The organism is Pseudarthrobacter sp. TAF60_1 (assembly GCF_052113505.1).
Classification (GTDB): Bacteria; Actinomycetota; Actinomycetes; order Actinomycetales; family Micrococcaceae; genus Arthrobacter.
On the sequence record NZ_JBFRDI010000005.1, the window covers coordinates 270,720 to 296,392 of the forward strand.

At 64.0% G+C, this 25,673-nt stretch carries 26 protein-coding genes and 1 tRNA gene; 19 read left to right on the top strand and 8 right to left on the bottom strand.

Translation table 11 applies throughout. The annotated features are described in order from the left end of the window. Position 1: 1 nt before the first annotated feature. Both AB4Y73_RS08240 and AB4Y73_RS08245 read left to right on the top strand, forming a co-directional pair. Positions 2-1,342, top strand: a complete 1,341-nt coding sequence (locus AB4Y73_RS08240) for a 3-oxoacyl-ACP reductase (RefSeq protein WP_441870732.1) — start codon at positions 2-4, stop codon at positions 1,340-1,342. Continuing rightward, on the top strand, positions 1,339-2,250 hold the full coding sequence (locus AB4Y73_RS08245; protein WP_441870735.1) for a MaoC family dehydratase: 912 nt from the start codon (positions 1,339-1,341) through the stop codon (positions 2,248-2,250). Before AB4Y73_RS08240 ends, AB4Y73_RS08245 begins: the two co-directional genes overlap by 4 nt. Here the strand turns inward: AB4Y73_RS08245 and AB4Y73_RS08250 are convergent. From AB4Y73_RS08250 to AB4Y73_RS08260, 3 genes are all read right to left on the bottom strand, one after another. Beyond that, positions 2,247-3,311, bottom strand: a complete 1,065-nt coding sequence (locus tag AB4Y73_RS08250) for an FUSC family protein (RefSeq protein ID WP_441870737.1) — start codon at positions 3,309-3,311, stop codon at positions 2,247-2,249. The genes AB4Y73_RS08245 and AB4Y73_RS08250 overlap by 4 nt on opposite strands. A 108-nt stretch (positions 3,312-3,419) precedes the next feature. Next, entirely contained in the window at positions 3,420-4,559 is a 1,140-nt protein-coding gene (locus AB4Y73_RS08255; protein ID WP_441870739.1) for a glutathione S-transferase family protein, read from the bottom strand. Positions 4,560-4,569: 10 nt separating this feature from the next. After that, a complete protein-coding gene (locus AB4Y73_RS08260) occupies positions 4,570-5,313 on the bottom strand; it encodes a M50 family metallopeptidase (RefSeq protein WP_441870741.1) in 744 nt (247 codons plus the stop codon). A gap of 102 nt (positions 5,314-5,415) precedes the next feature. On the opposite strand from AB4Y73_RS08260, the gene AB4Y73_RS08265 reads away from it, so the two are divergent. Then, positions 5,416-5,880, top strand: coding sequence for a GatB/YqeY domain-containing protein (locus AB4Y73_RS08265; protein WP_441870743.1), 465 nt, complete (start codon positions 5,416-5,418; stop codon positions 5,878-5,880). 106 nt (positions 5,881-5,986) lie between these two features. Here the strand turns inward: AB4Y73_RS08265 and AB4Y73_RS08270 are convergent, their stop codons facing one another. Both AB4Y73_RS08270 and AB4Y73_RS08275 read right to left on the bottom strand, forming a co-directional pair. Beyond that, positions 5,987-6,289 carry a DUF4193 domain-containing protein gene (locus tag AB4Y73_RS08270; protein WP_056339942.1) on the bottom strand — a complete coding sequence of 101 codons (303 nt, stop codon included), beginning with the start codon at positions 6,287-6,289 and terminating at the stop codon, positions 5,987-5,989. A 428-nt stretch (positions 6,290-6,717) separates the two neighbouring features. Next, positions 6,718-6,800 (bottom strand) — tRNA-Leu (locus tag AB4Y73_RS08275). A 173-nt stretch (positions 6,801-6,973) separates the two neighbouring features. Between AB4Y73_RS08275 and AB4Y73_RS08280 the strand changes: the two genes are divergently transcribed. Next, positions 6,974-8,278 carry a M20/M25/M40 family metallo-hydrolase gene (locus AB4Y73_RS08280; protein WP_441870746.1) on the top strand — a complete coding sequence of 435 codons (1,305 nt, stop codon included), beginning with the start codon at positions 6,974-6,976 and terminating at the stop codon, positions 8,276-8,278. 11 nt (positions 8,279-8,289) lie between these two features. Further along, the gene (locus AB4Y73_RS08285; protein ID WP_441870748.1) at positions 8,290-9,450 is read left to right on the top strand and encodes an acyl-CoA dehydrogenase family protein; all 1,161 of its coding nucleotides are present in this window, start codon (positions 8,290-8,292) and stop codon (positions 9,448-9,450) included. On the opposite strand, the gene AB4Y73_RS08290 is transcribed toward AB4Y73_RS08285, so the two are convergent. Continuing rightward, positions 9,447-9,680, bottom strand: a complete 234-nt coding sequence (locus tag AB4Y73_RS08290; RefSeq protein WP_190988403.1) for a DUF5703 family protein — start codon at positions 9,678-9,680, stop codon at positions 9,447-9,449. The genes AB4Y73_RS08285 and AB4Y73_RS08290 overlap by 4 nt on opposite strands. 39 nt (positions 9,681-9,719) lie before the next feature. Here AB4Y73_RS08290 and AB4Y73_RS08295 point away from each other — a divergent pair, with 39 nt between their 5' ends. After that, the gene (locus AB4Y73_RS08295) at positions 9,720-9,986 is read left to right on the top strand and encodes a hypothetical protein (protein ID WP_441870751.1); all 267 of its coding nucleotides are present in this window, start codon (positions 9,720-9,722) and stop codon (positions 9,984-9,986) included. 46 nt (positions 9,987-10,032) lie between these two features. Here the strand turns inward: AB4Y73_RS08295 and AB4Y73_RS08300 are convergent, their stop codons facing one another. Next, entirely contained in the window at positions 10,033-10,968 is a 936-nt protein-coding gene (locus tag AB4Y73_RS08300) for an aldo/keto reductase (protein WP_441870754.1), read from the bottom strand. Positions 10,969-11,018: 50 nt separating this feature from the next. Here AB4Y73_RS08300 and AB4Y73_RS08305 point away from each other — a divergent pair, with 50 nt between their 5' ends. Together AB4Y73_RS08305 and mshC are read left to right on the top strand one after the other, a co-directional pair. Further along, positions 11,019-11,852, top strand: a complete 834-nt coding sequence (locus tag AB4Y73_RS08305) for an undecaprenyl-diphosphate phosphatase (protein ID WP_441870756.1) — start codon at positions 11,019-11,021, stop codon at positions 11,850-11,852. A 15-nt stretch (positions 11,853-11,867) separates the two neighbouring features. After that, positions 11,868-13,145, top strand: coding sequence for a cysteine--1-D-myo-inosityl 2-amino-2-deoxy-alpha-D-glucopyranoside ligase (gene mshC / locus AB4Y73_RS08310; protein ID WP_441870759.1), 1,278 nt, complete (start codon positions 11,868-11,870; stop codon positions 13,143-13,145). 68 nt (positions 13,146-13,213) lie between these two features. Here the strand turns inward: mshC and AB4Y73_RS08315 are convergent, their stop codons facing one another. Further along, positions 13,214-14,119, bottom strand: coding sequence for a PAC2 family protein (locus tag AB4Y73_RS08315; RefSeq protein WP_441870762.1), 906 nt, complete (start codon positions 14,117-14,119; stop codon positions 13,214-13,216). A gap of 150 nt (positions 14,120-14,269) precedes the next feature. Here AB4Y73_RS08315 and AB4Y73_RS08320 point away from each other — a divergent pair, with 150 nt between their 5' ends. From AB4Y73_RS08320 to AB4Y73_RS08370, 11 genes are all read left to right on the top strand, one after another. Continuing rightward, the gene (locus AB4Y73_RS08320; RefSeq protein ID WP_441870765.1) at positions 14,270-14,995 is read left to right on the top strand and encodes an HAD family hydrolase; all 726 of its coding nucleotides are present in this window, start codon (positions 14,270-14,272) and stop codon (positions 14,993-14,995) included. Next, complete coding sequence (locus AB4Y73_RS08325; protein ID WP_441870768.1) at positions 14,992-16,155, top strand: site-2 protease family protein; 1,164 nt, start codon at positions 14,992-14,994, stop codon at positions 16,153-16,155. The genes AB4Y73_RS08320 and AB4Y73_RS08325 overlap by 4 nt, the downstream gene beginning before the upstream one ends. Before the next feature lie 112 nt (positions 16,156-16,267). Continuing rightward, positions 16,268-17,326, top strand: a complete 1,059-nt coding sequence (locus tag AB4Y73_RS08330) for a tRNA (adenine-N1)-methyltransferase (protein ID WP_441870771.1) — start codon at positions 16,268-16,270, stop codon at positions 17,324-17,326. A gap of 82 nt (positions 17,327-17,408) precedes the next feature. Next, positions 17,409-19,160 carry a proteasome ATPase gene (gene arc / locus AB4Y73_RS08335; RefSeq protein WP_441870774.1) on the top strand — a complete coding sequence of 584 codons (1,752 nt, stop codon included), beginning with the start codon at positions 17,409-17,411 and terminating at the stop codon, positions 19,158-19,160. Then, positions 19,157-20,830 carry a depupylase/deamidase Dop gene (gene dop / locus AB4Y73_RS08340; RefSeq protein ID WP_441870777.1) on the top strand — a complete coding sequence of 558 codons (1,674 nt, stop codon included), beginning with the start codon at positions 19,157-19,159 and terminating at the stop codon, positions 20,828-20,830. The genes arc and dop overlap by 4 nt, the downstream gene beginning before the upstream one ends. 85 nt (positions 20,831-20,915) lie before the next feature. Then, complete coding sequence (locus AB4Y73_RS08345; RefSeq protein WP_441870780.1) at positions 20,916-21,119, top strand: ubiquitin-like protein Pup; 204 nt, start codon at positions 20,916-20,918, stop codon at positions 21,117-21,119. 79 nt (positions 21,120-21,198) lie between these two features. Beyond that, complete coding sequence (prcB, locus tag AB4Y73_RS08350) at positions 21,199-22,020, top strand: proteasome subunit beta (RefSeq protein WP_441870783.1); 822 nt, start codon at positions 21,199-21,201, stop codon at positions 22,018-22,020. Between the two features lies 1 nt (position 22,021). Then, positions 22,022-22,741, top strand: a complete 720-nt coding sequence (gene prcA, locus AB4Y73_RS08355) for a proteasome subunit alpha (RefSeq protein WP_441870786.1) — start codon at positions 22,022-22,024, stop codon at positions 22,739-22,741. Position 22,742: 1 nt separating this feature from the next. Beyond that, positions 22,743-24,107, top strand: coding sequence for a Pup--protein ligase (gene pafA / locus AB4Y73_RS08360; RefSeq protein ID WP_441870789.1), 1,365 nt, complete (start codon positions 22,743-22,745; stop codon positions 24,105-24,107). 109 nt (positions 24,108-24,216) lie between these two features. Further along, positions 24,217-25,188: an FKBP-type peptidyl-prolyl cis-trans isomerase gene (locus tag AB4Y73_RS08365; protein WP_441870792.1), complete on the top strand. Its 972-nt coding sequence runs from the start codon at positions 24,217-24,219 to the stop codon at positions 25,186-25,188. Between the two features lie 38 nt (positions 25,189-25,226). Then, a complete protein-coding gene (locus tag AB4Y73_RS08370) occupies positions 25,227-25,622 on the top strand; it encodes an FKBP-type peptidyl-prolyl cis-trans isomerase (RefSeq protein WP_275214961.1) in 396 nt (131 codons plus the stop codon). The last annotated feature ends 51 nt before the right edge of the window (positions 25,623-25,673 follow it).

A 25,673-nucleotide genomic window follows, 5' to 3' on the forward strand; every position in this document is an offset into this window, starting at 1 on the left:
AATGACGGACACATACACCCGCCTGGTCAGCCAGGGATTGGGTAAAGACCTTGCCAAGCGGCTCGGCCTTCCGCAACCCGCGGTGTTGCGCCGCCACACGCCGGGCCAGGCTCTGGTCAACGGCCCCGTCCTGGTACAGGGGAGTACGCCCGGGGCGGACGAGCTGGCCGCCACGCTGCTGTCCTGGGACCTGGACGTACGCCGGCACGCAGTGCCCCGCGAAAAACTCGGTGCCATCATTCTTGTCCTGGACGGACTGACCGCGCCCGAAGACCTTGAAAAGCCTGTGCTGTCCGCTGCGGCCTCTCTCCGTGACCTCGGCCCGAGCGCCCGGTTCATCACCGTTTCCCGGCCGGCCGCAGAAGCCGGCGATCCAGCCGTGGCAGCGGCGCGGCAGGGTGTGGACGGCTTCGTGCGGTCTCTGGCCAAAGAACTCCGGGCCGGGGCAACGGCAAACGGCATCGTCTTGGCCGACGATGTACAAAGCACAAGTCCGAGCGCCCTGGGAGCGCTGCGATTCTTCCTGTCCGGCCGCTCGGCGTTCGTCGACGGCCAGTTCCTGACGGTCAGCAGCGACAACGGCACGCTCCCGGCCGATGCCGACCAGCCGCTCGCCGGAAAAGTGGCTGTGGTGACGGGCGCGGCCCGCGGTATCGGCGCAGCCATCGCCCGGACGCTGCACCGCGACGGAGCCACCCTGGTGCTCGTGGACATCCCGGCGGCCGGAGACCACCTGGCCGCAGTGGCCAACGATGTCCGCGGCACTGCCCTGCAGTTGGATATCAGCCGCGCGGACGCGGGACAGCGCATCCTCGAGCACGCACTTCAGCGGCATGGGCACCTGGACATCCTGGTGCACAACGCGGGTATCACCAGGGACAAGCTCCTGGCCAACATGGACCACGTGCGTTGGAACGCTGTACTGAACATCAACATCGCTGCTCAGCTCAGGATCAACGACGCACTGCTCGCCTCGGACCACTTCCGCGGCGCACCGCGCATCGTCTCGGTCGCCTCCACCAGTGGCATTGCCGGCAACCGCGGCCAGACCAACTACGCAGCCTCCAAAGGCGGGGTCATGGGGATGGTCCGGGCTACGGCTCCGTTGCTGGCTGAGCGGGGCGGCACCATCAATGCGGTAGCCCCCGGCTTTATTGAAACCGAGATGACTGCGCGGATTCCCTTTGCCGTCAGGGAGGTGGGGCGGCGGCTCAACGCCCTCCAGCAGGGGGGCCTCCCATCGGATGTGGCGGAGGCCATTGCCTTCCTTGCCAGCGATGCAGCCGGTGGGATCAACGGGGATATCCTGCGTGTGTGCGGACAGAACCTGGTGGGAGCATGAGTACCGCGCAACCGCTCATCCTGGGGGAGATGCCCTCGCTCTCCAAACTGTATGTCAATGCCGCAGCGCAGGCCGCGCGGCGCCGCGTGTTGGGGACCCACAGCGGCTCAACACTGCCGGACAGTGGCCATGAGGTGCGCGGGGTCAGGGCCGACGTCGGCAATCTCACCGCCTACCAGCACCTCATCGGGCTGTCGGCGAGGGACACCTTGCCCGCAGGCTACCTCCATGCGCTGGCTTTCCCGCTGGCCATGAGCGTGATGAACCGGGACGATTTCCCCTTGCCGCTGCTGGGTATGGTCCATCTGAGCAACTATGTCGAGCAGCACGCGCCGGTGATCTTCACGGATCTCCTGGACATCGAGGCCAGAGTGGAGAACCTCCGCGGGCACCGGGCCGGGACGCAGCTGGACGTGATCGCCGAGATCAGGGGCGCTGGAAAGCAGGACACCCGGTGGACCGGGCGCTCCACCTACCTCGCCAAAGGTGTCTTCCTGCCGGGCATCGACGTGCCATCACCCCAGAACGGCCGGCCCGATTTCGCGCCGCCGGACCCGACGGCGGTGTGGGACCTGGGGGTCGACACGGGACGCGCGTATGCTGCCGTTTCGGGTGACTTCAACCCGATCCACCTGAGCGTTCTGTCGGCCAAGGCCCTCGGCATGCGGCGCTCCATCGCCCACGGGATGTATCTTGCCTCCAGGGCCCTCGCAGACGTCGGGCCGGTGAAAGGCGAAGCTTTCGGCTGGGCGGTGACATTCGAGGCGCCGGTCTTCCTGCCAGGCCGGGTCGCGCTGGAAATCACCACAGGACAGTCACCAGGCGGTGGCTGGGAACGGTCCGACTACCTGGCATGGAATCCCCGCTCCGGCCGCAAACACTTCAGCGGTTCCGTGACGCCACTCTAGTTGGCCGGCCGCACGGCACGGAGAATCCGGTGCAGGCTCAGGAGGATGGACTCGGAGGCCGTCACGGCATCCTCGCTGCGGCGCCTTTCCTCCCCGGCCATGCAGTCGTCCACTGCCGACTTCGCCGCAGCGAACAGTCGCCGTTGCTCCGACTCATCGCCAGTCTGGAACGAGGCCAGTAATTGCCCGGTCTTGTCCAACGCCGCGGACAACGGTGCGCTGTCCTCGAACGGCACCTTATAGGGAACGTCGTCCGCCCAGATGGCATCTGAGAGGACTTCGGTCATGTCCTGGATGTGGAACGTGACCCGCTCAAGCTCACGCAGGTTGCGGTAATCGAGGTCCAGGTCCCGCGGGTGGAAGCGCCGACGCGGATTGGCCCGCCGGCTTTCGTCAGCTTCCCGGACCAGATGGCGAACTGTTCGAGCAGCTTCTGCAAGCTCTTGGGAACGGCGGGACCAGTCCTCATGCTCGGGCGGCCACTTTTCCGTTAGGGCTGCAGCCATATCAGTCAGTTGCTTGCCCAGTGCCAGCCGCAGTTCGCCCAGGCTGTGGGCGGCTGCTTCAAAGTGCAGCGGAGGAAAGACAAGGAAATTAACGGCGATGCCAACGGCGACTCCGGCGCCCATCTGGATCAGGTAACCAAACGAAAAGGCGTCCCGGTTGCTTCCACCCACCAACAGAACCAGCAGTGCCGCCGTCGGGATCCAGTCACTCCCGGAGCCAATCCGCGGGAGGCCGCCAAGCAGAACTCCTATGCCCATAAAAACCGCCACGGTCACCGGCGACGGATCACCGATGCTCACCAGAACAAAGGCCAACCCGATACCGATGGCGAGCCCGAGCAGCGTTTGAAGCCCCTGCCGGACTGATCCGGCAACATTGTGGTACATCGCCACAAGTGCACCCAGAGGGGCGTAGTAGGGGTACTCCGCGGCGGACCCGGGCATCAGTGGCGCGATGGCGAAGGCCACCCCTGCCGCCAGCGCTGACTTTGCGGCCAGTTGCAGCCGCTGGAGGGTGAAGGCGGCGGAGAGACCGGCGATGGCGTTTCGCAGCATCCGGGTCCCTTTAGACCGGGGCTGGCCCGGACCTGTGTGTGTATCACCCATTCCGCCCACGTTAGGTGCCCCTGTGCGGCAGGACAAGGCAGCGGTGTTGGTAGCGCTTCAGAGAGTGCGCTCCGGCCTTGCGGAGGCACCGTGGCCTGGGGCAACCTCTTCGCCGGGCCGGACAGGTCCCGGGGGAGTGCCGTCGCCGAACGGCCTGCCCCCCAGTGATTCCCGCCTGTGGGGCTCCAGCCAGCCGGACAGGTCCGGGCCCTGCGGCACTATTCCTGTTGGGTTGATGTCCTCGTGAACGATGTAATAGTGCTGCTTGATCTGGACGAAGTCGATCGTGTCGCCGAAGCCGGGAGTCTGGAAAAGGTCCCGCGCGTAGCCCCAAAGAGCAGGGAGTTCGGCTAGTTTCTGCCGGTTGCACTTGAAATGGCCGTGGTAGACCGCGTCGAAGCGGGCAAGGGTGGTGAAGAGCCGGACGTCGGCTTCGGTGATGGTGTCACCCACGAGATAACGCTGGCTCGTGAGGCGTTCCTCCAGCCAGTCCAAGGCTGTCCAGAGCCGTGCATACGCTGAGTTGTACGCCTCCTGGGAGCCTGCGAAGCCGCAACGGTAAACGCCGTTGTTAACTTCGGTGAAAACGCGCTTGTTGACGGCATCAATTTCCTGCCGGAGGTGTTCCGGGTAGAGGTCCGGCGCTCCGGGCCGGTGGAACTGTGTCCACTCGGTGGCAAAGTCCAGCGTTATTTGGGGGAAGTTGTTGGTCACCACTTCACCGGTGGCTATCTCCACGATGGCCGGGACCGTGATGCCGCGGGGGTAATCCGGGAACCGCCTGAAGTAGGCACTCTGCAGCCGCTCAATCCCCAGGACGGGGTCCACGCCGCCCGGATCCAGGTCGAAGGTCCACGACCGTACATCGTGGGTCGGTCCGGGTTGGCCAAGGGAAATGGCTTCCTCAAGACCCAACAATCGGCGCACGATCACCGTCCTGTTCGCCCACGGGCACGCCCGGGCGGCGATGAGCCTATAGCGGCCGGCCTCCACGGGCCAGCCGGGTTCGCCGTTGTCACCCGGGCGGCCGTCCCTGGTGATCCGGTCCTCGATGTAGTTGGTGTCGCGGTTGAATTCGGCGCCACCGGTCACGTAGGCGCCTCGGGTGCTGTGGACGCCACCATGTTCTGAGTTGCTGTTCGTGCCGTCTGCAGTACGTGTGGGGGCGGGCTGGGTGCCCGCTGTTTCGTGACTCATGCGGACAAGCCTAGGCTCCCGCGGCCAGAATGGAAGATATGGGTTGCCACGCCACCAGCCAGCAGCCGGCAACAACCGCCAGAAAGAGCGCGATCCAGATGCCGGACGGAACGGAGGTTGCGCGGTACAGAATGTACGCATCCGAACTGGCCAGCCTGTCCCGGCGCCGAAGGTGGACATGAGTGAGTTTGGCGAGGTCACGCACAGCAGCGACCAGCAGGGCCACTCCCAGGCAAATGGCCACGTGCCCGGTGAAGGCCCTCGGGACAAAGATGACCAGTACGGCGCCGGCAGCGATCGCGGCGCCGGTGATCAGGATCCCGGCGAAGTTCCGGATGAACAGCAGCGAAGCTATGAGGATCAGCGTTCCCGTGCCCAAGGCTGCAGGACCCCAGCCTGCGAATCCACAGGTTACGAGGGCAGCGCCGGTCAAGGCAGGAACAGGATATCCCCAAAACCCCGACCACACTGCTGCCAGCCGTCCGCGGCTGTAACTGGTGGTTGTTCCTGAGTGGTCCAGTTGCAGCTTGATACCGCCTAGCCGTTGACCGCTCACGATGGCGGCGAACGCATGCCCGAGTTCGTGAGTGGCGGTGGCGAGGAGCCCGAAATACTTCCAGGTTGCCCGCGGGATGGACAGGGCAATTGCCAACGCGAAAACCACGGCAAGTTCAATCAGCGTGACTTCCGGGACGGCAGCCCTGCCAAAGACCTCGGTGACGCGTTGCCACAGTTCCTCTGAACTCAAATTCATTGCCTGCCGTAGTAATTGTCAGCCATAGGCCTCTACCGTACTAGAGGGATGGTTCACCGCTGTCCCGCTGCCCTTGGGGCACTGAACGAAGCGAGGACCACTGTGACCAGCCTTAAAGAACGTCTGCACGCTGACGTTGTGACCCACATGAAGGAGCGGAACAAGACCGCTCTGACAACGGTACGCAACGTGCTGGGCGAGATCGAAACACGGGAAAAGTCGGGTAAAACGCCGATTGAGCTGGATGACGCCCAGGTGACCTCGCTGCTGCAGAAGGAGGCGGCCAAGCGGCGCGACACGGCGAAGATTTACACCGACGCCGGCGAAGCCGGGCGGGCTGCCGCCGAGCTCGCCGAAGCCGAAGTCATTGAGGCTTACCTGCCCAGTGCGCTGACGGCCGCGGAAGTTGAGTCGATCGTCGATGAAACCATTGCCGGGCTGCGGGCCGAAGGGGTGGAACCCGGACTGCGTCAGATGGGGGCCGTCATGAAGCCGGTAACGGCCCGGATTGCCGGCCGATTCGACGGCAAGGCCGTCAGCGAAATCGTCCGTAGCCGTCTGGCCTGATCCCCGTTCCAAGGGACAGGAAAGGCACGCCGACTATATGTGGGCGTGCCTTGGTCCTGCTGGCTGGGAATGCAGCCTGAACGGGTAATGCTGTGAAGCTCCGGGTTTAGCCTTCGCAGTCCGTGCAGTAGCTGTGGCCGTCCTTCTGCCGTGCGATCTGCGAGCGGTGCCGTACAAGGAAGCAGGAGTAGCAGGTGAATTCGTCCTCGGCCTGGGGGATAACCTGCACGACCAGTTCCTCGGCAACGAATTCGCCTCCCGGAACACCGGCGCCGTCCAGCCCGTCTGCCTCATCGAGCTCAAGCACAACGCTGCGGGCGTCCGGTGCGTTGGCGGACTGCAGAGCCTCGAGCGAGTTGTCCTGCGACTCCTTAACGTCGGAGCGAAGTTCATCGTAATCGGTTGCCACTTAGGTGTATCTCTTTTCTTTGGTTCGTCTGTCGCGTATGCAACGTACAGCATCCAGCTACTATTCCCCAATAGGCTGGCGGAAAAATTTTCTGTGGCGCCGGGGTCGGAACAACAAAACCGGCGTTCCAGGCTTCAAGGAGTTATCCCTCTGTGTACGGGGGAATCAAAAAGCGCGCTTCGGGGCGCTGTCCGGGCCACGAATGCCTGAAAGCGTGGGCGTTCTCTACCGGAAGGTCCGTTGGCGAACCATAAGAGTACTCCAATCCAGCCATAACGAGACACCGTGGAGCGCAGCGTATGTGGTTGGCCGCGGACCATCTGCTCTGCTGCCCCCACTCCGGGGTGCACCGGCAAGAACGGCGTGCCCGCATGGCCGGGTACAGAAAAACCCCTGGAATCGTTGGATTCCAGGGGCTTTCCCATTTGTGCGCGGAGGGGGACTTGAACCCCCACCCCCTTTCGAGGACTAGCACCTCAAGCTAGCGCGTCTGCCATTCCGCCACCCGCGCAGGTGGTAATTCGGTGAACGTTTCCGCCTTTCAGCGTTTCGCGTTTCTCCGAAGCAGCGAGAAAAACTCTAACACGAACTTTCCGGAAACATGGAATCGGGGCAGATGGGTAGGCTGAAGGCACACCGATTGCGCCTGGTTCTTCGCGCCCGTCCACTGCCCTAGGAGTTTCCATGTCTGACATCCGCGCCGAGGATGAAGTTGTCCGGATCTGCCAGGAGCTCATCCGGATAGATACCTCGAACTACGGTGACGGTTCCGGACCGGGGGAGCGGGCGGCCGCCGAGTACACCGCCGGCCTTATCGAAGAAGTGGGCCTGGCAGCGGAAATCTTCGAATCCGCCCCCGGCCGGGCAAGTGTTGTTACCCGCATGGCGGGTGAGGACCCCGCAGCCAGTGCGCTGGTGGTGCACGGGCACCTGGACGTCGTTCCGGCACTACGCGATCAGTGGTCCGTGGATCCCTTCGGTGCGGAACTGAAGGACGGCCTCATCTGGGGCCGCGGTGCCGTTGACATGAAGGACATGGATGCCATGATCCTGTCCGTCATGCGGGATCTGGCCCGATCCGGACGGAAGCCCAAGCGGGACATTGTCTTCGCCTTTTTCGCCGACGAGGAGGCCGGCGGTGAGTACGGCGCCCGATACGCCGTGGACAAGCGTCCGGAACTGTTTGAGGGCGCAACGGAGGCCATCTCGGAAGTGGGCGGGTTCTCGGCAACCATCGGCGGGCAGCGCACCTACCTCCTGCAGACGGCAGAGAAGGGCATCTCTTGGCTCCGCCTCGTGGCCCACGGCCGGGCGGGGCACGGTTCGCAGATCAACACGGACAATGCCGTGACCCGGCTCGCAGCCGCGGTGACCCGAATCGGTGAATACAAGTGGCCGATTGAGCCCACCCCCACCACCCGGCAGTTCCTGGACGGCGTGACAGAACTCACCGGCGTCGAATTCGACCCGGAGAACCCGGACCGGCTGCTGGACCAGCTCGGCACGGTGGCACGCTTCGTCGGCGCCACCCTCCAGAACACCACCAATCCCACACTCCTGAAGGGCGGCTACAAGCACAACGTCATTCCCGAGTCAGCGGAAGCCTTGGTGGACTGCCGGACTTTGCCCGGGCAGGAGGAACAGGTCCTCGAAATCGTTCGGGAACTCGCGGGATCCGGCGTCGATGTCAGTTACGTGCACAACGACGTCTCGCTCGAGGTTCCGTTCGCGGGGAACCTGGTGGACTCCATGATCGACGCCCTCCACTCCGAGGACCCGGGTGCCAAAGTTCTGCCCTACACGCTCTCCGGCGGCACCGACAACAAGTCCCTAAGCCGGCTGGGCATCACCGGCTACGGCTTCGCCCCACTGATGTTGCCTGACGAGCTCGACTTCACCGGAATGTTCCACGGCGTGGACGAACGCGTCCCGGTGGACTCCCTCAGATTCGGCGCCCGGGTCCTCAACACCCTCCTCACCAACTACTAGGGGCGGAGGACATGACGCCCGAGGAAGTCCTCCCGGATCAGTTGTTGGAAGCCATCCGCGCCCGCGCCGCGGGCTACGACCGGGACAATGCCTTTTTCTTCGAGGACCTTGAGGAACTGACCGCCGCCGGTTACCTGAAGCTTTTTGTTCCAACGTCCGACGGCGGCCTCGGGCTTGGGCTTGAAGCGGCAGCGCAGTGCCAGCGGAGGCTGGCGACGGCGGCGCCGGCCACTGCCCTGGCCATTAACATGCACCTGGTCTGGACCGGCGTCGCCCAGGTGCTGGCTGCCAGGGAAGACCACTCACTGGACTTTGTCCTCCAGGAGGCCGCCCGTGGCGAGATCTTCGCGTTCGGAAATTCCGAAGCAGGAAATGACTCGGTGCTCTTTGATTCGAAAACGGCGGCCACCCCGCTGCCCGGCGGAGGATACAGCTTCACCGGGACGAAGATCTTCACCAGCCTGTCACCCGCATGGACCCGGCTGGGTATCTTCGGCAAGGACGCCGGGGCCAGGGAAGGGGAGGGTGAGCTTGTCCACGGTTTTGTTGACCGGGACTCCGCCGGCTACACCATCCTGGAGGACTGGGACACCCTGGGCATGCGGGCAAGCCAGTCGAACACCACGGCCCTGGACGGCGCTCAGGTCCGCCCGGACCGGATCTTCCGGAAACTGCCGGTAGGCCCCAACGCCGACCCGCTGATCTTCGCCATCTTTGCCTGCTTTGAGTCACTGCTGGCGGCTGTCTATACAGGCATCGGCGAGAGGGCCCTGACCCTCGGCGTTGAGGCGGTAAAACGCCGCACGTCGTTCAAGAATGCTGGCAGAAGCTACGCACAGGACCCGGACATCCGGTGGAAGGTCGCCGAGGCGGTCATGGCCATGGACGCCCTCTACCCCCAGTTACTGGCCGTAACCCGCGACGTCGATGCCCTCACCGATCACGGGCCTCAATGGTTTCCCAAGCTCGTCGGCCTGAAGGTGAATGCGACGGAGACCGCACGCCGCGTGGTGGACCTTGCCATCAGGGTCAGCGGCGGTTCCAGCTACTTCCGCGGTTCGGAACTCGAGCGCCTGTACCGGGACGTCCTTGCCGGCATGTTCCATCCTTCAGATGACGAATCGGCGCACAACACTGTGGCCAACGCCTGGCTGGGGCCGCTGGAAGCTTAAACCGTCCGCTGGACCTGCATGACCCGCCTACGGAGCCAAAACCGCCTGCCGCCGCCCATATACAGCACGCTGCGCTCCAGTTCCCACTTGCCGTATTCGGAATGCTCCACGAGCCGGCGCCTGGCCTCAGGCAGTGAATCCACAGGGCTGACCGTCAGTACAAGATACTCGTACTGCTTCAGAATGTCCCGCTCCCGACGGACCGAGCTGGTGAGAAATTGTTCCTTCATTGCTCTCCATTTTCGTCCTTTTCCGGCTAACGTGAAGTCATGAGCATCGATCCGCGTGTCGCGCTTCAGTCCCTGACAACCGCCTTGGAAGAACACCTTATAGCAGCATCCGACAGGCGTGGGGATGGGGATCCCGCCGTCGAAGCGGCGTTTTTTGCGGTCGCAGATGCCTTCGAAGTTTATGAAGACGCGCTTTACGAGGCCTACAGCGAAGTGACGCCCCTTCAGGTTTTTGACGACGAAGAGGACGAGGACGAGGAATCCGGCATCGACGACGATGAGGATCTCGAGATCGTCGAGGAATAACGCGCTTCGCTCTTTAGTCTCCTCAGGCGCGGCGGTTCCCGCAACCTTAAGCGGGTTGGGACACGTCCTCCAGCGCACGCGCTATCTCCGGTGGAAGCCGGGTCAGCTGGGCGGAAAGAATCTCCTTCGCCTGGAGCGGAGTCCGGGGTCCGACTATAGCGGTGGCTACACCGTGCTGAGCCAGTAGCCAGCTCAGCGAAACGTCCAGTGGCGTTCTGCCCAGGCCCTTCGCGGCCATGGCCACTGCCTCCACCACGCTCGACGCCTGCTGCTCCAGATAGGGCTCAACGTACGGCGCGGTGTCAATGCGTGCGGCCCTGGAATCTGCCGGGATGCTGCCACGATATTTGCCCGTCAGCACCCCACGGCCCAAAGGTGCCCACGCCATCAGCCCCAGGCCCGCGTCCTCGACGGCGGGGACCAGTTCCGCCTCAGGTTTCCGCTGGACCAGTGAGTACTCGGCCTGCGCGGCCACGAGCGGAAATCCGGCAATGGCGGCTGCCTTGGCGCTTTGCCAGCCGTTGAAATTGGCAATACCTGCATAACGGGCGCGGCCGCTGCGGACCGCAAATTCGAGGGCGGACAACGTTTCGTCCAGGGGGACGTTGCCGTCCCATGCCTGGGCGAACCACACGTCCACATAATCGGTCCCCAGCCTTGCCAGGCTGGCGTCCAAAGCGCTCAGCATCGCGTTCCGGGAAGTGTCCACGGACCGCCGGCCCTCCGACGTCGATGTCCCCGCCTTGGTGGAAATTGAGACTTCAGTGCGGGAGACCAGGTCACCCAGCAACGAGCCGATCACCGCTTCGGCGCCGCCGTCGGAGTATGACGCCGCCGTGTCGATGTGCTTTCCGCCACCATCCACAAAGGTGCGTAACATCTCGGAAGCGTCCTGTTCGTCGGTTTCGTTGGCCCAGGACATGGTGCCGAGGGAGAGGGCCGAGACTCGCAATCCACTGTTGCCGACGTAACGCTGCTGCATAGCTGCAAGCTTACGGGGAATCAACAGGGCACATGACGTAGTGTCTTAGCGTGAACTGGATTGAGGCGGCCCTGCTGGGCCTGATACAGGGTCTGACCGAATTTCTACCGATTTCATCAAGCGCGCACCTGCGGATTGCGGGGCAGTTCCTGCCCAACGCGTCTGATCCGGGGGCGGCTTTTACGGCCATCACCCAGCTCGGAACCGAAACGGCAGTGGTGATCTACTTCTGGCGCGATATTGTCCGGATCGTCAAGGCCTGGGCAGCCTCGCTGACGGGAAAAGTCTCGCGCCAGGATCCTGACGCGCGCATGGGCTGGTTGGTGATCCTCGGCAGCCTGCCCATTATCGTGCTGGGCCTGCTGTTCCAGGACCAGATCGAGTCGGTGCTGAGGAGCCTGTGGATCGTCGCCACCATGCTGATCGTTTTTGGCCTGATCCTGGCCGTCGCTGACGCCGTCGGAAAACAGGACAGGGACTTGACCCAGCTCAGCTACAAGCACGGGATCCTGTACGGGTTTGCGCAGGCCATGGCTCTCATCCCCGGAGTCTCACGGTCCGGCGGCACCATTACTGCGGGCCTGCTGATGGGTTACACCCGCGAGGCCGCGGCCCGCTACTCGTTCCTGCTCGCCATCCCTGCGGTGTTCGGTAGTGGCCTGTATCAGCTGTACAAAGTGGTCTCGAAAGATGGCATCACCGGCCCGTTCGGCCTCCCGGAGACGGCGCTGGCCACGGTCATCGCCCTGGTGGTGGGCTACGTCATCATCGGCTGGTTCCTGAAATTCATCTCCACCCGAAGCTACCGGCTGTTCGTTTGGTACCGGATCTTCCTCGGCCTGGCCCTCTACCTTCTGCTCGGTTTCAATGTCATCAGCGCCTAGAAGTAGGCTTGGGCTGTGAAATCCTGGACTTCCCGCCCCGTTCCTGTGCTGCCCGGCACTATGCCGGCCATCCGTCTGTTCGACACCGCGTTGGGACGTGCGGTCAGCCTGCCGGCGAGTGGCGAGCAGTCGATGTACGTCTGCGGCATCACCCCCTATGACGCCACCCACATGGGCCATGCTGCCAGCTATGTGGCGTTCGACCTCCTGAACAGGGCCTGGCGCGACGCCAAACTAAAGGTCTCCTACGTGCAGAACGTTACCGACGTGGACGACCCCCTTCTGGAGCGTGCCACGGCCACGGGTGTCGACTGGCGTGACCTGGCAGCGAGCCAGATTGAACTCTTCCAGACGGACATGGAAGCCCTGAATGTGATCGCGCCGGACCACTACGTCGGCGCCGTCGAATCCGTGGCCCTGATCGTTCCCGCCATTGAGCGGCTGCTCAAGCTGGGACTTGCCTACCGCGTGGCCGGGGCCGCGGGGGAGCCCGACGGCGATGTCTACTACGACGTCGAGGCCGCCGGAAAGCAATCCATCGCCCCTGATGCATGGACCCTGGGTTCGATCTCGCGGCTTGGGGAGGCCGAAATGCTCGAACTGTTCGCCGAACGCGGTGGCGACCCCGGCAGGGCCGGCAAGCGTCAGGCTCTTGACCCCCTTCTTTGGAGGGTTGCCCGGGAGGGTGAGCCCAGCTGGCCGGGTGGAGAGCTTGGTCAGGGCCGGCCAGGGTGGCACATCGAGTGCACGGTCATAGCCCAGCAGTACCTTCCAGCACCCTTTACCGTCCAGGGCGGCGGCTCAGACCTGATCTTTCCCCATCACGAGATGGGTGCCGGCCACGCGTATTCGCTGGCTGGCGTCCCGCTGGCCCACCATTACGCCCACGCGGGCATGGTAGGGCTGGACGGCGAAAAGATGAGTAAGTCCAAGGGAAACCTCGTATTGGTATCCAGGCTCCGCGCAGACGGCGAGGAGCCGGCCGCCATCCGGCTGGCTATCCTGGCCCACCACTACCGATCGGATTGGTCGTGGACGGCGGAGGGGTTCGAGGAAGCCAAAACCAGGCTTGCTGCCTGGCGCCGCGCCCTCCCTGCTGCGCCGGCTGGCTCCGCCGCGGGCATGATCCGTGAAATGCGGTCCGCGCTGGCGGCAGACCTTGACGCGCCGGCGGCGCTGGCAGTTGTTGACCGGTGGGCCGCCACCGCGACGCAGTCAGCGGAAGCGGGCAGCCAGCAGGATCAAGCCCTGGTGAGCGACGCTGTCGAGGCACTGCTCGGCGTCGTTCTCTAAGTCACTGACGGCGCTTTAGCGCAGTGATCGCGGCAGCGTCGCGGCCGCGATCACTGAAGCCCTGGGCGTCAAGGTTTGTCGCGGCCCCGGCGTTTGAGGTAGCGCTCAAATTCGCGCGCAATGGACTCGCCACTCGCCTCCGGAAGGTCGGCGGTGTCCTTCGCTTCCTCCAGCTGACGGACATATGCCGCGATTTCCGGGTCTTCAGTGGCCAGCTCGTCCACGCCGCGTTCCCAGGCGGCCGCCTCCTCCGCCAACTCGTGGGTGTCCAGCGGCACCTGGAGAAGTTCCTCCACCCGGTGAAGGAGGGCAAGCTGTGCCTTGGGCGACGGGGCCTGGGCCACGTAATGGGGGACTGCGGCCCACAAGGAGAGGGTGGGAATACCCGCCAGCAACGCCACCTCCGACAGGACCCCCACAATGCCAACGGGGCCTTCGTACTGGGACGGTTCCAGATTGAGTCGTTCCCGCAGCGGGGCATCATCGGAGGAGGTACTCACCGGAATCGGCCTGCTGTGGGGGACGTCAGCCAGCAGCGCACCCACCAGCACCACGTAGTCCACCTTCAATGCCTCCGCATGAACCAGCAGTTCGGCCGTGTAAGCCCGCCACTTGTACGACGGCTCAATACCCTGGACGAAGATGACGTCCACATTCGAATCCGGCGCAGCCGCCTTGTAGATGCGAGTGGAAGGCCATTTGATCTTGCGTTCCCCTGAAGCGTTCCGGCGGACCGTGGGACGCGTGAACTGGAAGTCGTAGTACTCGTCCGCATCGATGGACGCAACCTTCTTGCCGCCCCACACCTTGTTGAGGTAGCGCAACGAGTCACTTGCGGCCTCACCGGCATCGTTCCAGCCCTCAAAAGCCGCCAGCATCACAGTGATGCGCTCCCCGTCAGCCACTGGCAGCAGGAATTGCTCCTGTTCAGGCGCGGCACCTGGTTCCGTGGTGTCTCCGTCGAAGCTATTCATTTCTTCACCCTACGTCCAAGGACCGGGACGATGCAGCGAATGCAGGCCCAAAAAGTGTGCCTGGCGCGATTCCACGGGTGCACGTCCGGCCATATTCGCCAAGGGCGTACCCGACGGCTGGCGTACAGCCTCGCACCGTAGACTGAACCCATGCGATCCTCAGCCCATTCACCGCTCCGCGCCGTTCTTTGGGACATGGACGGCACCATCGTGGATACAGAGCCATACTGGATCGCCGCGGAACACGCCCTTGTGGAAGCCCACGGAGGCAGTTGGTCCCACGATCAGGCCACCCAACTCGTAGGGCAGGCCCTGACATTTTCGGCCGGAATCCTGCAGGAGGCCGGCGTCCAGCTGGATACCAGGCAGATCATCGACACCCTGACCGCGGAAGTCATAGCGAGCGTTCAACGTGCCGTCCCCTGGCGTCCCGGCGCGAGGGAACTGCTCGATGACCTGCACCAAGCGGGCGTGCGGTGCGCGCTGGTCACCATGTCCGAGGCGCCGCTGGCCCGCGAGATCGTGGCAAGCCTGCCGAAGCCCTACTTTGAGTTCCTCGTCACGGGAGACACCGTCACGCAGGGCAAGCCCCATCCGGAGGCTTACCTGAAAGCGGTGGAGCTGCTGCAGGAGGCTGACCCGGGCCTGTCCATCGACCACTGTGTCGCACTGGAAGATTCGGCGCCCGGCGTAGCTGCGGCCCTCGCGTCAGGAGTCGCCACGGTGGCCATCCCCCATATCGTTCCCCTCCCCGACGATCCCAGGCACACAACCTGGGATTCACTCGCAGGACGTACCGTCTCAGAACTGGAGGCCATTGCGGCCGGCAGTCTGGCGTCCGCGTCAGGCCCGTCGACGCTTGGGGGCCTGTCTTGAGCGATACGCCCGCCCCTGCCCGAAGGGACGGAATCCGCCTCGGCCGGATCGCCGGGATCCCCGTCATCCTGGCGTACTCCTGGTTCGTCATCGCGGCCTTCACGGTCATCGTCTACGGACCCGTCCTGCAACAACGAAATCCGGCATTCGGCATTACCGCCTACTACGTGGCTTTCGCCTACGCGCTGCTCCTGCTTATTTCAGTCCTGGTCCACGAGCTGGCCCATGCCCTCACGGCCAAGATCTACGGTTGGCCCACGCAAAAAATTGTGCTGAATCTTTGGGGCGGCCACACCCAGTTCGAGAACTTCACGGCCACCCCGGCCCGCTCTGTGATCGTGGCCTTGGCGGGACCGGCCGCCAACCTGGTCCTCGCCGGCGGAGCCTGGCTGGTCCTGTCCGGCAGCAGCCTGGGCATTGTGGCTGATACCTTAACCAACATTTTCATGTGGGCCAACTTCGTCATTGGCATCTTCAACGTCCTGCCCGGACTCCCGCTGGACGGCGGCCGCATTGTGGAATCGGCCGTCTGGAAGGCCACCGGCAGCCAGGCCAAGGGCACCGTGGCCGCCGGCTGGGCCGGCCGTGTCATCGTGGTGGCTTTGGGCTTCTGGTTCATTGCGATGCCACTCCTGGCCGGTGTCACACCGGACTTCAGCCTCCTCATGATCACCATCCTCGTGGGCGGATTCCTGTGGATGGGCGCCAGCGCAGCAATTCAGCAGGGGACACTACGGGGCAGGCTGCACCTGGTGAGCGCAACCGCATTGGCAACTCCCGCCGTCGGAATTCCCGCGACCGCCACTGTGGCCGACATCCGGCGCCTGTCGACGGACGGGACTGCGGTTGTTACCTGCGGACCGGAGGGGCGGCCGGAAGGCGTGGTCGACTTGGGTGCCCTCGCCGCGGTTCCCGAGTCCGCTGCGGGTTCCACCCCGGCGACGGCGGTATCGTATGCCCTTGTGGCTGGCGCCTATGTTCCCGAGTGGTCCCAGGGCCAGGAACTGATCCAGTATCTTTCCCAGCTCGAGGGCCGTGAATATGCCGTGGTTGACCACCACGGCGTTGTGACAGGGCTGCTGTCGCAGAACGCGATAGTGAGCGCCATCACCGGCAAGCCGGTCCGGCCAAAGAAACATCCGCAGGGCCAAAACCGGTAGAGTTACGTGCCGGCCATGCACTGCCGCCGGAAGGCCGCCCGGGGGGACTGAACGCACCGCGCGGAAAGTTTCCATGCAGGCCCCACAGTCTTACAGGAGCGAGGAAAATTTCATGAGCAGCGAATCTGCCGCCGACACCGCAGTACCGTCCACCATCGGTGTTGCCGCCGGCGCCCAGCCTGTTGGGGCTGCCCGCCGCCGCGGACCCTTCCGTGAAGGCGAGCGGGTCCAGCTGACCGATGAACGCGGCCGCATGAACACCATCACTCTCGAAAGCGGTGGCGCCTTCCACACACACCGCGGTTTCCTGAACCATGACGAAATCATCGGGCAGGCAGACGGGTCGGTAGTGGTGAACAACGTTGGCCAGCAGTACCAGACCCTGCGCCCGCTCCTCTCGGACTTTGTCCTCTCCATGCCCCGCGGTGCCGCCGTGGTGTATCCCAAGGACGCCGGACAGATCGTCACGATGGCTGATATTTTCCCGGGTGCCAGGGTTGTTGAAGCCGGTGTGGGCTCCGGTGCCCTCTCCATCTCACTGCTCCGCGCCGTGGGCGACAACGGCTACCTGCACTCCTTCGAACGCCGTGAAGAGTTCGCAGACATTGCCCGCGGCAACGTGGAGACGATCTTTGGTGGCCCGCACCCCGCTTGGAAGATCTCGCTGGGCGATTTCCAGGAAGAAGTAGTCCGCAGCGAGGCTCCCGGTTCCGTCGACCGCGTGGTCCTGGACATGCTGGCACCCTGGGAGTGCCTTGACGCCGTGGCTACGGTGCTGGCGCCGGGCGGCGTCTGGATCAACTATGTCGCCACCGTCACCCAGCTGTCCCGGACCGCGGAGGCCATCCGTGCCGATGGCCGTTTCACTGAGCCGGACGCCTGGGAATCCATGGTCCGCGGCTGGCACCTCGAAGGCCTGGCGGTGCGGCCGGACCACCGTATGGTGGCCCACACCGGGTTCCTCCTGGTCACTCGCCGGCTGGCCGACGGCGTCACCGGTATTTCCGTCAAGCGCCGCCCCTCGAAAACCGACTTCAACGAGGACGATGTCAACGCCTGGACACCCGGTGCGGTGGGCGAACGGCTGGTTTCCGACAAGAAACTCCGCAGGGCAGCTCGTGATGCCATCGCCGGAACCAACGTCAAGGACGGTCCGGAGATCACGAACTAGTCCACATTTCGGGAGTCTCCAGCAGTACCTGCCAACTTGGGGCTAAGGTCTTAATAAGAACGCAGGAAGGGGCTGATGCATCATGGAGACGCCGAATCAGGACTCCGGACGTACACCGGCGGAGCAGGCTGCCGCCAATGAACTGTCGGTCGCGGACAGGCAGGTCAATGTCCTCCGGGACAAACTCAGGCACATCGACCGCCAGCTTGCCGCCGCGACGCAGAACAACACCAAGCTGGTCAGCATGCTGGAGGCGGCGAAAGCCGAGATTCTGCGCCTGAAGAACGCCCTGGATCAGGAGGGCCAGCCACCCTACAGCTTCGGCACCATCCTGCAGCTCAATCCCAGGCGCATGCCATCAGCCGGCAACAGTGGGCAGGCCGCCACCGAGGAGTCCGCGGACATCTTCAACGCGGGCAGGAAGATGCGCGTGGGAATCAGCCCGCTGGTGAACATCAGCCAATTGTCCGTCGGCCAGGAAGTCCTGCTTAATGAGGCACTGCTGATTGTTGCGGGCCTCGGCTATGAGCGCGCCGGCGAGCTCGCGACCCTCAAGGAAATGCTGGGTACGGACCGCGCGCTGGTGGTGGGCCGGGCTGATGAGGAACGTGTCATCAGGCTGTCCGGCGCCCTGCTCAGCGAAAAGCTCAGGGTTGGGGATGCACTGTCAATCGATTCGCGCACCGGTTATGCCCTCGAGAAAGTGCCCCGCTCCGAGGTGGAAAACCTGGTTCTCGAAGAAGTCCCAGACATCACCTATGAGGATATCGGCGGTCTCGGCCCGCAGATTGAGCAGATCCGGGATGCCGTGGAACTGCCATTCCTCCACCCGGACCTCTACCGTGAACATGGCTTGAAGGCCCCGAAGGGCATTCTGCTGTATGGCCCGCCAGGCTGCGGCAAAACCCTCATTGCCAAGGCCGTTGCCAACTCCCTTGCAGCGCGGGCGGCGGAGCGGACCGGCAATGTAGACCTGAAGAGTTACTTCCTTAACATCAAGGGCCCGGAACTCCTGGACAAATACGTGGGGGAAACGGAGCGGCATATCCGCCTGATCTTCTCGCGGGCCAGGGAGAAGGCCTCGGACGGCAGCCCGGTAGTGGTGTTCTTTGACGAGATGGATTCACTCTTCCGCACACGCGGCACTGGGATCTCCTCCGACGTCGAGACCACCATCGTGCCGCAGCTCCTGAGCGAGATCGACGGCGTGGAGCGGCTGGACAACGTCATTGTCATCGGGGCGTCCAACCGTGAGGACATGATTGACCCCGCCATCCTCCGTCCTGGCCGGCTCGATGTGAAGGTCAAGATCCAGCGGCCGGATGCCGAAGCCGCGGCGGACATCTTCAACAAATACATCACGACGGACCTGCCGTTCCACGAATCGGATTTGGCAGAACACGACGGCGACGTCCAGGCGACAGTGGACGCCATGGTCCAACGCACCGTTGAAGCCATGTACTCCACGGAGAAGTCCAATGAGTACCTGGAAGTCACCTACGCCAACGGTGACACCGAGATGCTTTACTTCAAGGACTTCAACTCCGGCGCCGTGGTCCAGAATGTCGTGGACCGGGCCAAGAAGTACGCCATCAAGGACCTCCTCACCCTGCATCAGAAGGGCCTCCGGATCGAGCACCTGCTGCGCGCAGTGGTCGACGAGTTCCGTGAACATGAGGACATGCCGAACACCACCAATCCGGACGACTGGGCGCGGATCTCCGGTAAGAAGGGGGAGCGGATCACCTACATCCGCACCATTGTGCAAGGCAAGGCGGGACAGGAGCCGGGCAAGTCCATCGAAACGATGCCCAGCACGGGACAGTACCTATGACCGCAGCCCCGGTACGCCCCGCCGGGGATTCGCTTCCCGTCGGCGGTGCCATGCGCGTCATGGGTGCGGAGACGGAGTATGGCATCCACGCCCCGTCCGCACCGGGAGCCAACGCCACCATGATGTCCGCGCGCGTTGTCCAGGCATACGCCCAGGTGACTCGGCAGCGGGCGGCAGGCGGGGCCGAAACCCGGTGGGACTACACGGATGAAGAGCCGCTGCACGATGCGCGCGGCTGGACCCTTGAACGTGCTTCTGCCCATCCCAGCCAACTCACGGACCAGCCGCCTGTGCTCGACGCCGAAGCGGTGGCGCTGGCCTACGGCCGCGAGGAACTCGAGTTGGACGGCGAGGACGACGCCGGCAGCCTGCTCATGAACATGGTGCTGGGGAACGGCGCCCGCCTCTACGTGGACCACGCCCACCCGGAGTATTCCAGCGCGGAGGTGACCAATCCCCGTGACGCAGTGATCTGGGATGCTGCCGGGGACCAGGTGGCCCTGGCAGCGGTGCGACGCCTGGCCGCGGACCCTGAGCTTCCACCGGTCAACCTGTACAAAAACAATACTGACAACAAGTCCGTCTCGTACGGCTCCCACGAGAACTACCTCATGCCCCGGTCCGTACCTTTCGGGGACATCGTGCGCGGGCTGACGCCGTTCTTCGTCACCCGCCAGGTCATGTGCGGGTCCGGCCGGGTGGGGCTCGGGCAGGACAGTTCCACGCCCGGCTACCAGATCAGTCAGCGGGCGGACTTTTTCGAAGCCGAGGTGGGGCTTGAGACCACCATCCGCCGTCCCATCATCAACACCCGCGATGAACCTCATGCCACTGCCGACAGATACCGGCGCCTGCATGTCATCATCGGTGACGCCAATCTCAGCCAGTCCTCGAATTACCTCAAGTTCGGCACCACAGCGCTCGTGCTGAGCCTCATCGAGGCCGGGCTGGCGCCCAAGGTGGAGGTCTACGAGCCGGTGCAGGCCCTTCAGGCGGTCAGCCACGACACGTCCCTGACTGCCAAGCTCAGGCTGTTGGACGGACGCCGGGTGACGGCTCTGGACTTGCAGTGGATTTACCACGAGGCAGCGGCCAAGCTGGCCCAGGACACAGGCGTTGCCGACGCCGTCGACGGGGACGGCCACACCCACGATGTCCTGGAACGCTGGGCCACCACACTGACACAGCTCGATTCCGACCGGAACGCCGCAGCAACCTCCGTTGAGTGGCTGGCAAAACTCTCACTGTTGGAGGGCTACCGGGACCGCGACAACTTAGCCTGGAATGACGCCAGGCTAGGCCTGGTGGATCTGCAATGGGCCGACATCAGGCCCGAAAAGGGGCTGTACTACCGCTTCCTGGCCAGAAACCGCATGCAGCGCGTCGTAGACGATGCCGCCATAGCCGCGGCCGTCACTGAACCGCCACCGGATACCCGCGCCTTCTTCCGCGGACGCTGTGTCAGCAGCTTCGGCAAGGACGTGGTGGGGGCCAGTTGGGACTCCGTCATCTTTGATGTCCCGGGCTACGGCCGCTTGCAGCGGGTGCCGACGAGGGAGCCGCTGCGCGGTACCAAGGCCCTCACGGGAGGACTCTTTACCCGGCACCGTACGGCCGGGCCGTTCCTCGCTGAACTCCTTGGGCACAACACCGCTCCGCCTCCGGCGTAAACCGCGCCAAGGGGCCCACAGCGTGGCAATATGGGCGTATCGGCAGATCCGCCCGGATCCGATGATTGCAGAAAGAGAGATTAAGATGTCAGGCCAGGAACAGCAGCAGCCGCAGTCGCGGGACAGCGAAGTCGAAGAAGACATCCCTGAGGCGCCACCGGCGGCCCCCGATGCGCAGGCTTCGGCCGCCACCCAAGGCGTCGATGACCTCCTGGACGAAATCGACGGAGTCCTTGAGTCCAATGCCGAGGAATTCGTCCGCGCCTTCGTCCAAAAGGGCGGCCAGTAACCCGGATCCCAGCGGGGCGGTAGCCGCACCGGCCGGAAGCTGTACCGACGTAGAAGGACCACGTTCAAGGAGTGCACCAGTGCAGGAATCAACCGCCAACCAGGTAGCCGGCAACGCGACGTCGTCATTTACCGAGCATCTGCAGCGGGACCGCCCGGACCTGCTTCCGTACAACCGTTCGCTGGCTCCGGCAACAGCGCCCGCTGCTCCGCTGCAGGTGCCACACGCCACCACCATAGTGGCGATGAGCTACGGCGGGGGCGTGCTGATGGCAGGGGACCGGCGCGCCACCATGGGCAACGTCATCGCCAGCCGGCACATCGAAAAGGTTTTTCCGGCGGACCGCTACTCAGTACTGGGCATCGCAGGCACCGCCGGTATCGCCATCGACCTGACGCGGCTCTTCCAGGTGGAACTGGAGCATTACGAAAAGATTGAAGGCACACTCCTCAGCCTCGACGGCAAGGCCAACCGGCTGGGCGCCATGATCCGTGGGAACCTGCCCATGGCCCTGCAGGGACTCGCCGTGGTTCCCCTGTTTGCAGGCTTCGATACCACGGCTGGCGTGGGGCGCCTTTTCTCTTACGACGTCACCGGCGGCCGGTACGAAGAACGGGAGCACCATACAGTGGGTTCCGGCTCGGTATTCGCCCGGGGCGCCCTGAAAAAGCTCTGGCGGCCCGGCCTGTCTGAAGCCGAGGCAGTTTCCGTGGCTGTCGAGTCCCTCTATGACGCGGCGGATGATGACTCCGCAACGGGGGGCCCTGACCCTGTCCGGCAGTTGTGGCCAGTGGTTTATGCGGTAAACCGCGATGGGGCAAGGCGCATCCCCGAATCGGAGCTTGCGGCAGTTGCGGGGAACATCATCGAAGCCAGGTCCGCTGAACGACGGGAGGCCTGAGATGACGCAGCAGTTTTATGTTTCGCCCGAACAACTGATGAAGGACCGTGCTGACTTCGCACGGAAAGGCATCGCCCGCGGCAGGTCAGTGGTGGTCATCAGCTGCCAGGATGGCATTGCTCTGGTCGCTGAGAACCCGTCTCCGTCCCTGCACAAGATCGGTGAGATTTACGACAAGATCGCCTTTGCCGCCGTCGGGAAGTACAACGAATTTGAAAGCCTGCGGCAGGCAGGAGTCCGGTACGCCGATGTCCGCGGATACTCCTACGACCGCGAGGACGTCACCGCACGCGGCCTCGCGAGCGTCTATGCGCAGAGCCTCGGCGCAGTATTCACCGCCGAGCAGAAACCATTCGAAGTGGAACTGGCCGTTGCCGAAGTTGGGCCGTCCCCGGAACAGGACCACCTCTACCGGCTGACGTTCGACGGGTCGATCGCAGACGAGCACGGCTTCATCGTGATGGGCGGGCAGGCAGAGCGGGTCTCAGCCGTCATCGCCGACGGCTGGCGGTCTTCGCTGCATTTCGCTGATGCGGTGCGATTGGCTATTGGCGGCCTCGCCAGCGGTACTGAGCAGGGCGAAGCAGGGGCAACCCTTCCGGCCAAGGCCGTGGAGGTTGCCGTCCTGGACAGGCAGTCGGAGACGGCCCGCGGATTCCGCCGGGCCTTCCGGCGATTGAACGACGCCGACATCACGGCGCTGCTGGCGGAGGAGGCCTGAGATGGACAAGAGGATCTTCGGTATTGAAACCGAATTCGGGATATCGTATTCGAGCCCTGATTCACGGCCGCTGGCGCCGGAGGAGGTGGCACGCTACCTGTTCCGGAAAGTGGTCAGCTGGGGCCGGTCGTCCAACGTGTTCCTGACTAACGGTTCACGGCTGTACCTCGACGTCGGCTCCCACCCCGAGTACGCCACCGCGGAATGCGATGACCTCGCACAGCTGATTGCGCACGACCGTGCCGGTGAGCTGATTCTCGACGACCTCGTGGATGAGGCGCAGGCGAGGCTGGCAGCCGAGGGCTTCAACGGCACCGTCTACCTCTTCAAGAACAACACCGACTCTGCCGGCAACTCCTACGGCAGCCACGAGAACTACCTGATACCGCGGCGCGGGGAATTCTCCCGGCTGGCGGAGATCCTCATTCCCTTCCTGGTCACCCGGCAGCTGATCGCGGGCGCAGGCAAAATCCTGAAAACGCCGCACGGGGCAACCTTCGCGTTTTCGCAACGAGCAGACCACATCTGGGAGGGAGTCTCGTCGGCCACCACCCGGTCCCGGCCCATCATCAACACCAGGGATGAACCGCACGCTGACGCTGAATTCTTCCGTCGGCTCCATGTCATCGTGGGTGACTCGAACATGTCCGAGACCACGGCCCTCATCAAGGTGGGCACCGTTGACTTGATCCTCCGCATGATCGAGGCCGGGGTGATCATGCGTGACATGCGGATGGAGAATCCCATCCGGAGCATCCGGGAGATCTCCCATGACCTCAGTGGCCGTGCGCTGGTCAGGCTGGCCAACGGCCGCCAGCTCACAGCCCTGGAGATCCAGCAGGAGTACCTGACCAAGGTCACGGCGTTTGTTCAGGAACATGGGGCGCACAACCCGCACGTTCCAATGATCCTTGACCTGTGGGAAAGGACGCTGAAGGCCATCGAGAGCGGCAACACCAGCACTATTGACACGGAAATCGACTGGGCCATCAAGAAGAAGCTCATGGACAACTATCGGGAGCGGCACGGCCTGGGCCTGGACGCACCGCGGATTGCCCAGTTGGACCTGACCTACCACGACATATCGCGGACGCGCGGCCTGTACTACCTGCTGCAGTCCAGGGGCGCAGTCCGCCGCGTCGTGGAGGACACCGTCATCAAGGACGCCGTGGACGCGCCGCCGCAGACCACCCGTGCCAAGCTCCGGGGCGATTTCGTACGGCGGGCACAGGAATTGGGCAGGGACTACACCGTGGACTGGGTGCACCTGAAGCTCAACGACCGCGCCCACCAGACCATCCTGTGCAAGGATCCTTTCCGCAGCGTCGATGACCGGGTGGACGCCCTCCTGGGCTCTATGGGCTGACGTTCAGGTTCAGGGGCTATCCTTGACAGGGCCATTCTTTGGCCCTGCAGCGGTGCCGGGCACCTGTTCCGGTATCGCGTCCACCCTGCCCCGACGAAAGTTCTCTTACGTGCGCCGACTCCTAGCAATCCTTCTCCCCGGTCTGCTGCTGCTTACCGCTTGTGGCGGTACGCCCGCGGCACCGGAACCCACCAGCCAGTCGGCCGGTGACACTGCCAAGTTCGACTCCCTGAAACTGACGGACAACGGGGACAAAAAGGCTCCCGGCGTGGAGTTCACCAAACCACTGGAAGTTACGGAGCCCACCGTCAAGGTGGTCACCGAAGGCGGCGGCGACAGGGTCAAAGCCAACCAGGTCGCCAACATCTCCATCCTCGCCGTGAGCGGCGCAGACGGCTCCACGCTCGAAGACACCTTCCCGAGCGAACCGGAGGCACTCGAGCTCAGCGATGCCATGAAGACCGGAAACGCCCTCATCTACAACGCTTTCGTGGGCGCCAAAATCGGTTCGACCCTGGCTCTCGCCGTTCCCGGCCAGGCGGCCGCGCCAGCAAGCGCCGCACCCGGCGGGGCCACACCAAGCCCCACACCCAGCAGCCCCGCCCAACCCACGCAGCTGCTGCTGATCAAACTGATCTCCGCCAAGGATGTCACCCCACCGCTTGAAAAGCCCGAAGGCGAGACCGTGACCCCGCCGGCAGGCCTCCCCACCGTCAAGGAAAACGACAAGGGCGTTCCCGAGATATCCGTGGACGGCGCCGCTGCGCCTACAGCCCTCATCGCCCAGGACCTGATCAAGGGCAAGGGCGTCGAAGTCAAGGAAACCGACACACTCACGGTCAACTACGTGGGCGTGAACCTCGTGGGCGGAACGAAGTTTGATTCAAGCTTCGACCGCGGCCAGCCCGCCAGCTTCCCCTTGACCGGTGTGATCAAGGGCTGGACACAGGGACTAGCAGGCAAGACGGTGGGCTCACGGGTCCTCCTCGTCGTCCCCAAGGACCTCGCGTACGGTGATGCCGGCCAGGGCGAAGCCAAGGGTGACCTGGTCTTTGTTGTGGATATCCTCGGGGTCAAGTAACTTCCAACCCATCACGCACTCAAACAGAAGGAGCAACCATGTCATTTGGTCAGCGCAATTTCGACCGCCAGAAGCCGGAGATCGATTTCCCGCAGGGCGACGTGCCCACCGAACTGGTCATCACTGACCTGATCGAAGGGGACGGTGCCGAGGCCAAGAAGGGTGATACCGTCTCCACCCACTACGTGGGCGTGGCCTGGTCCACGGGCGAGGAATTCGACGCCTCCTGGGGCCGCGGCGCACCGCTGGACTTCCGGGTCGGCGTCGGCCAGGTCATCCAGGGCTGGGACCAGGGACTGCTGGGCATGAAGGTGGGCGGCCGCCGTCGCCTGGAGATCCCCTCCGAGCTGGCGTACGGCTCCCGCGGTGCCGGTGGAGCAATCGGCCCCAACGAAGCACTGATCTTCGTAGTGGACCTCGTCGGCGTCCGCTGACCGGCACACCGTAAGACCGGTAAGCGCGGTAACAATCGGGACCTGTTTCCC

Coding starts and splice junctions, on each gene's coding strand:
- AB4Y73_RS08240 (WP_441870732.1), top strand. CDS start 2: ATGACGGACACATACACCCGCCTGGTCAGCCAGGGATTGGGTAAAGAC.
- AB4Y73_RS08245 (WP_441870735.1), top strand. CDS start 1,339: ATGAGTACCGCGCAACCGCTCATCCTGGGGGAGATGCCCTCGCTCTCC.
- AB4Y73_RS08250 (WP_441870737.1), bottom strand. CDS start 3,311: ATGCTGCGAAACGCCATCGCCGGTCTCTCCGCCGCCTTCACCCTCCAG.
- AB4Y73_RS08255 (WP_441870739.1), bottom strand. CDS start 4,559: ATGAGTCACGAAACAGCGGGCACCCAGCCCGCCCCCACACGTACTGCA.
- AB4Y73_RS08260 (WP_441870741.1), bottom strand. CDS start 5,313: ATGAATTTGAGTTCAGAGGAACTGTGGCAACGCGTCACCGAGGTCTTT.
- AB4Y73_RS08280 (WP_441870746.1), top strand. CDS start 6,974: ATGTCTGACATCCGCGCCGAGGATGAAGTTGTCCGGATCTGCCAGGAG.
- AB4Y73_RS08285 (WP_441870748.1), top strand. CDS start 8,290: ATGACGCCCGAGGAAGTCCTCCCGGATCAGTTGTTGGAAGCCATCCGC.
- AB4Y73_RS08290 (WP_190988403.1), bottom strand. CDS start 9,680: ATGAAGGAACAATTTCTCACCAGCTCGGTCCGTCGGGAGCGGGACATT.
- AB4Y73_RS08295 (WP_441870751.1), top strand. CDS start 9,720: ATGAGCATCGATCCGCGTGTCGCGCTTCAGTCCCTGACAACCGCCTTG.
- AB4Y73_RS08300 (WP_441870754.1), bottom strand. CDS start 10,968: ATGCAGCAGCGTTACGTCGGCAACAGTGGATTGCGAGTCTCGGCCCTC.
- AB4Y73_RS08315 (WP_441870762.1), bottom strand. CDS start 14,119: ATGAATAGCTTCGACGGAGACACCACGGAACCAGGTGCCGCGCCTGAA.
- AB4Y73_RS08320 (WP_441870765.1), top strand. CDS start 14,270: ATGCGATCCTCAGCCCATTCACCGCTCCGCGCCGTTCTTTGGGACATG.
- AB4Y73_RS08330 (WP_441870771.1), top strand. CDS start 16,268: ATGAGCAGCGAATCTGCCGCCGACACCGCAGTACCGTCCACCATCGGT.
- arc (WP_441870774.1), top strand. CDS start 17,409: ATGGAGACGCCGAATCAGGACTCCGGACGTACACCGGCGGAGCAGGCT.
- dop (WP_441870777.1), top strand. CDS start 19,157: ATGACCGCAGCCCCGGTACGCCCCGCCGGGGATTCGCTTCCCGTCGGC.
- AB4Y73_RS08345 (WP_441870780.1), top strand. CDS start 20,916: ATGTCAGGCCAGGAACAGCAGCAGCCGCAGTCGCGGGACAGCGAAGTC.
- prcA (WP_441870786.1), top strand. CDS start 22,022: ATGACGCAGCAGTTTTATGTTTCGCCCGAACAACTGATGAAGGACCGT.
- pafA (WP_441870789.1), top strand. CDS start 22,743: ATGGACAAGAGGATCTTCGGTATTGAAACCGAATTCGGGATATCGTAT.
- AB4Y73_RS08370 (WP_275214961.1), top strand. CDS start 25,227: ATGTCATTTGGTCAGCGCAATTTCGACCGCCAGAAGCCGGAGATCGAT.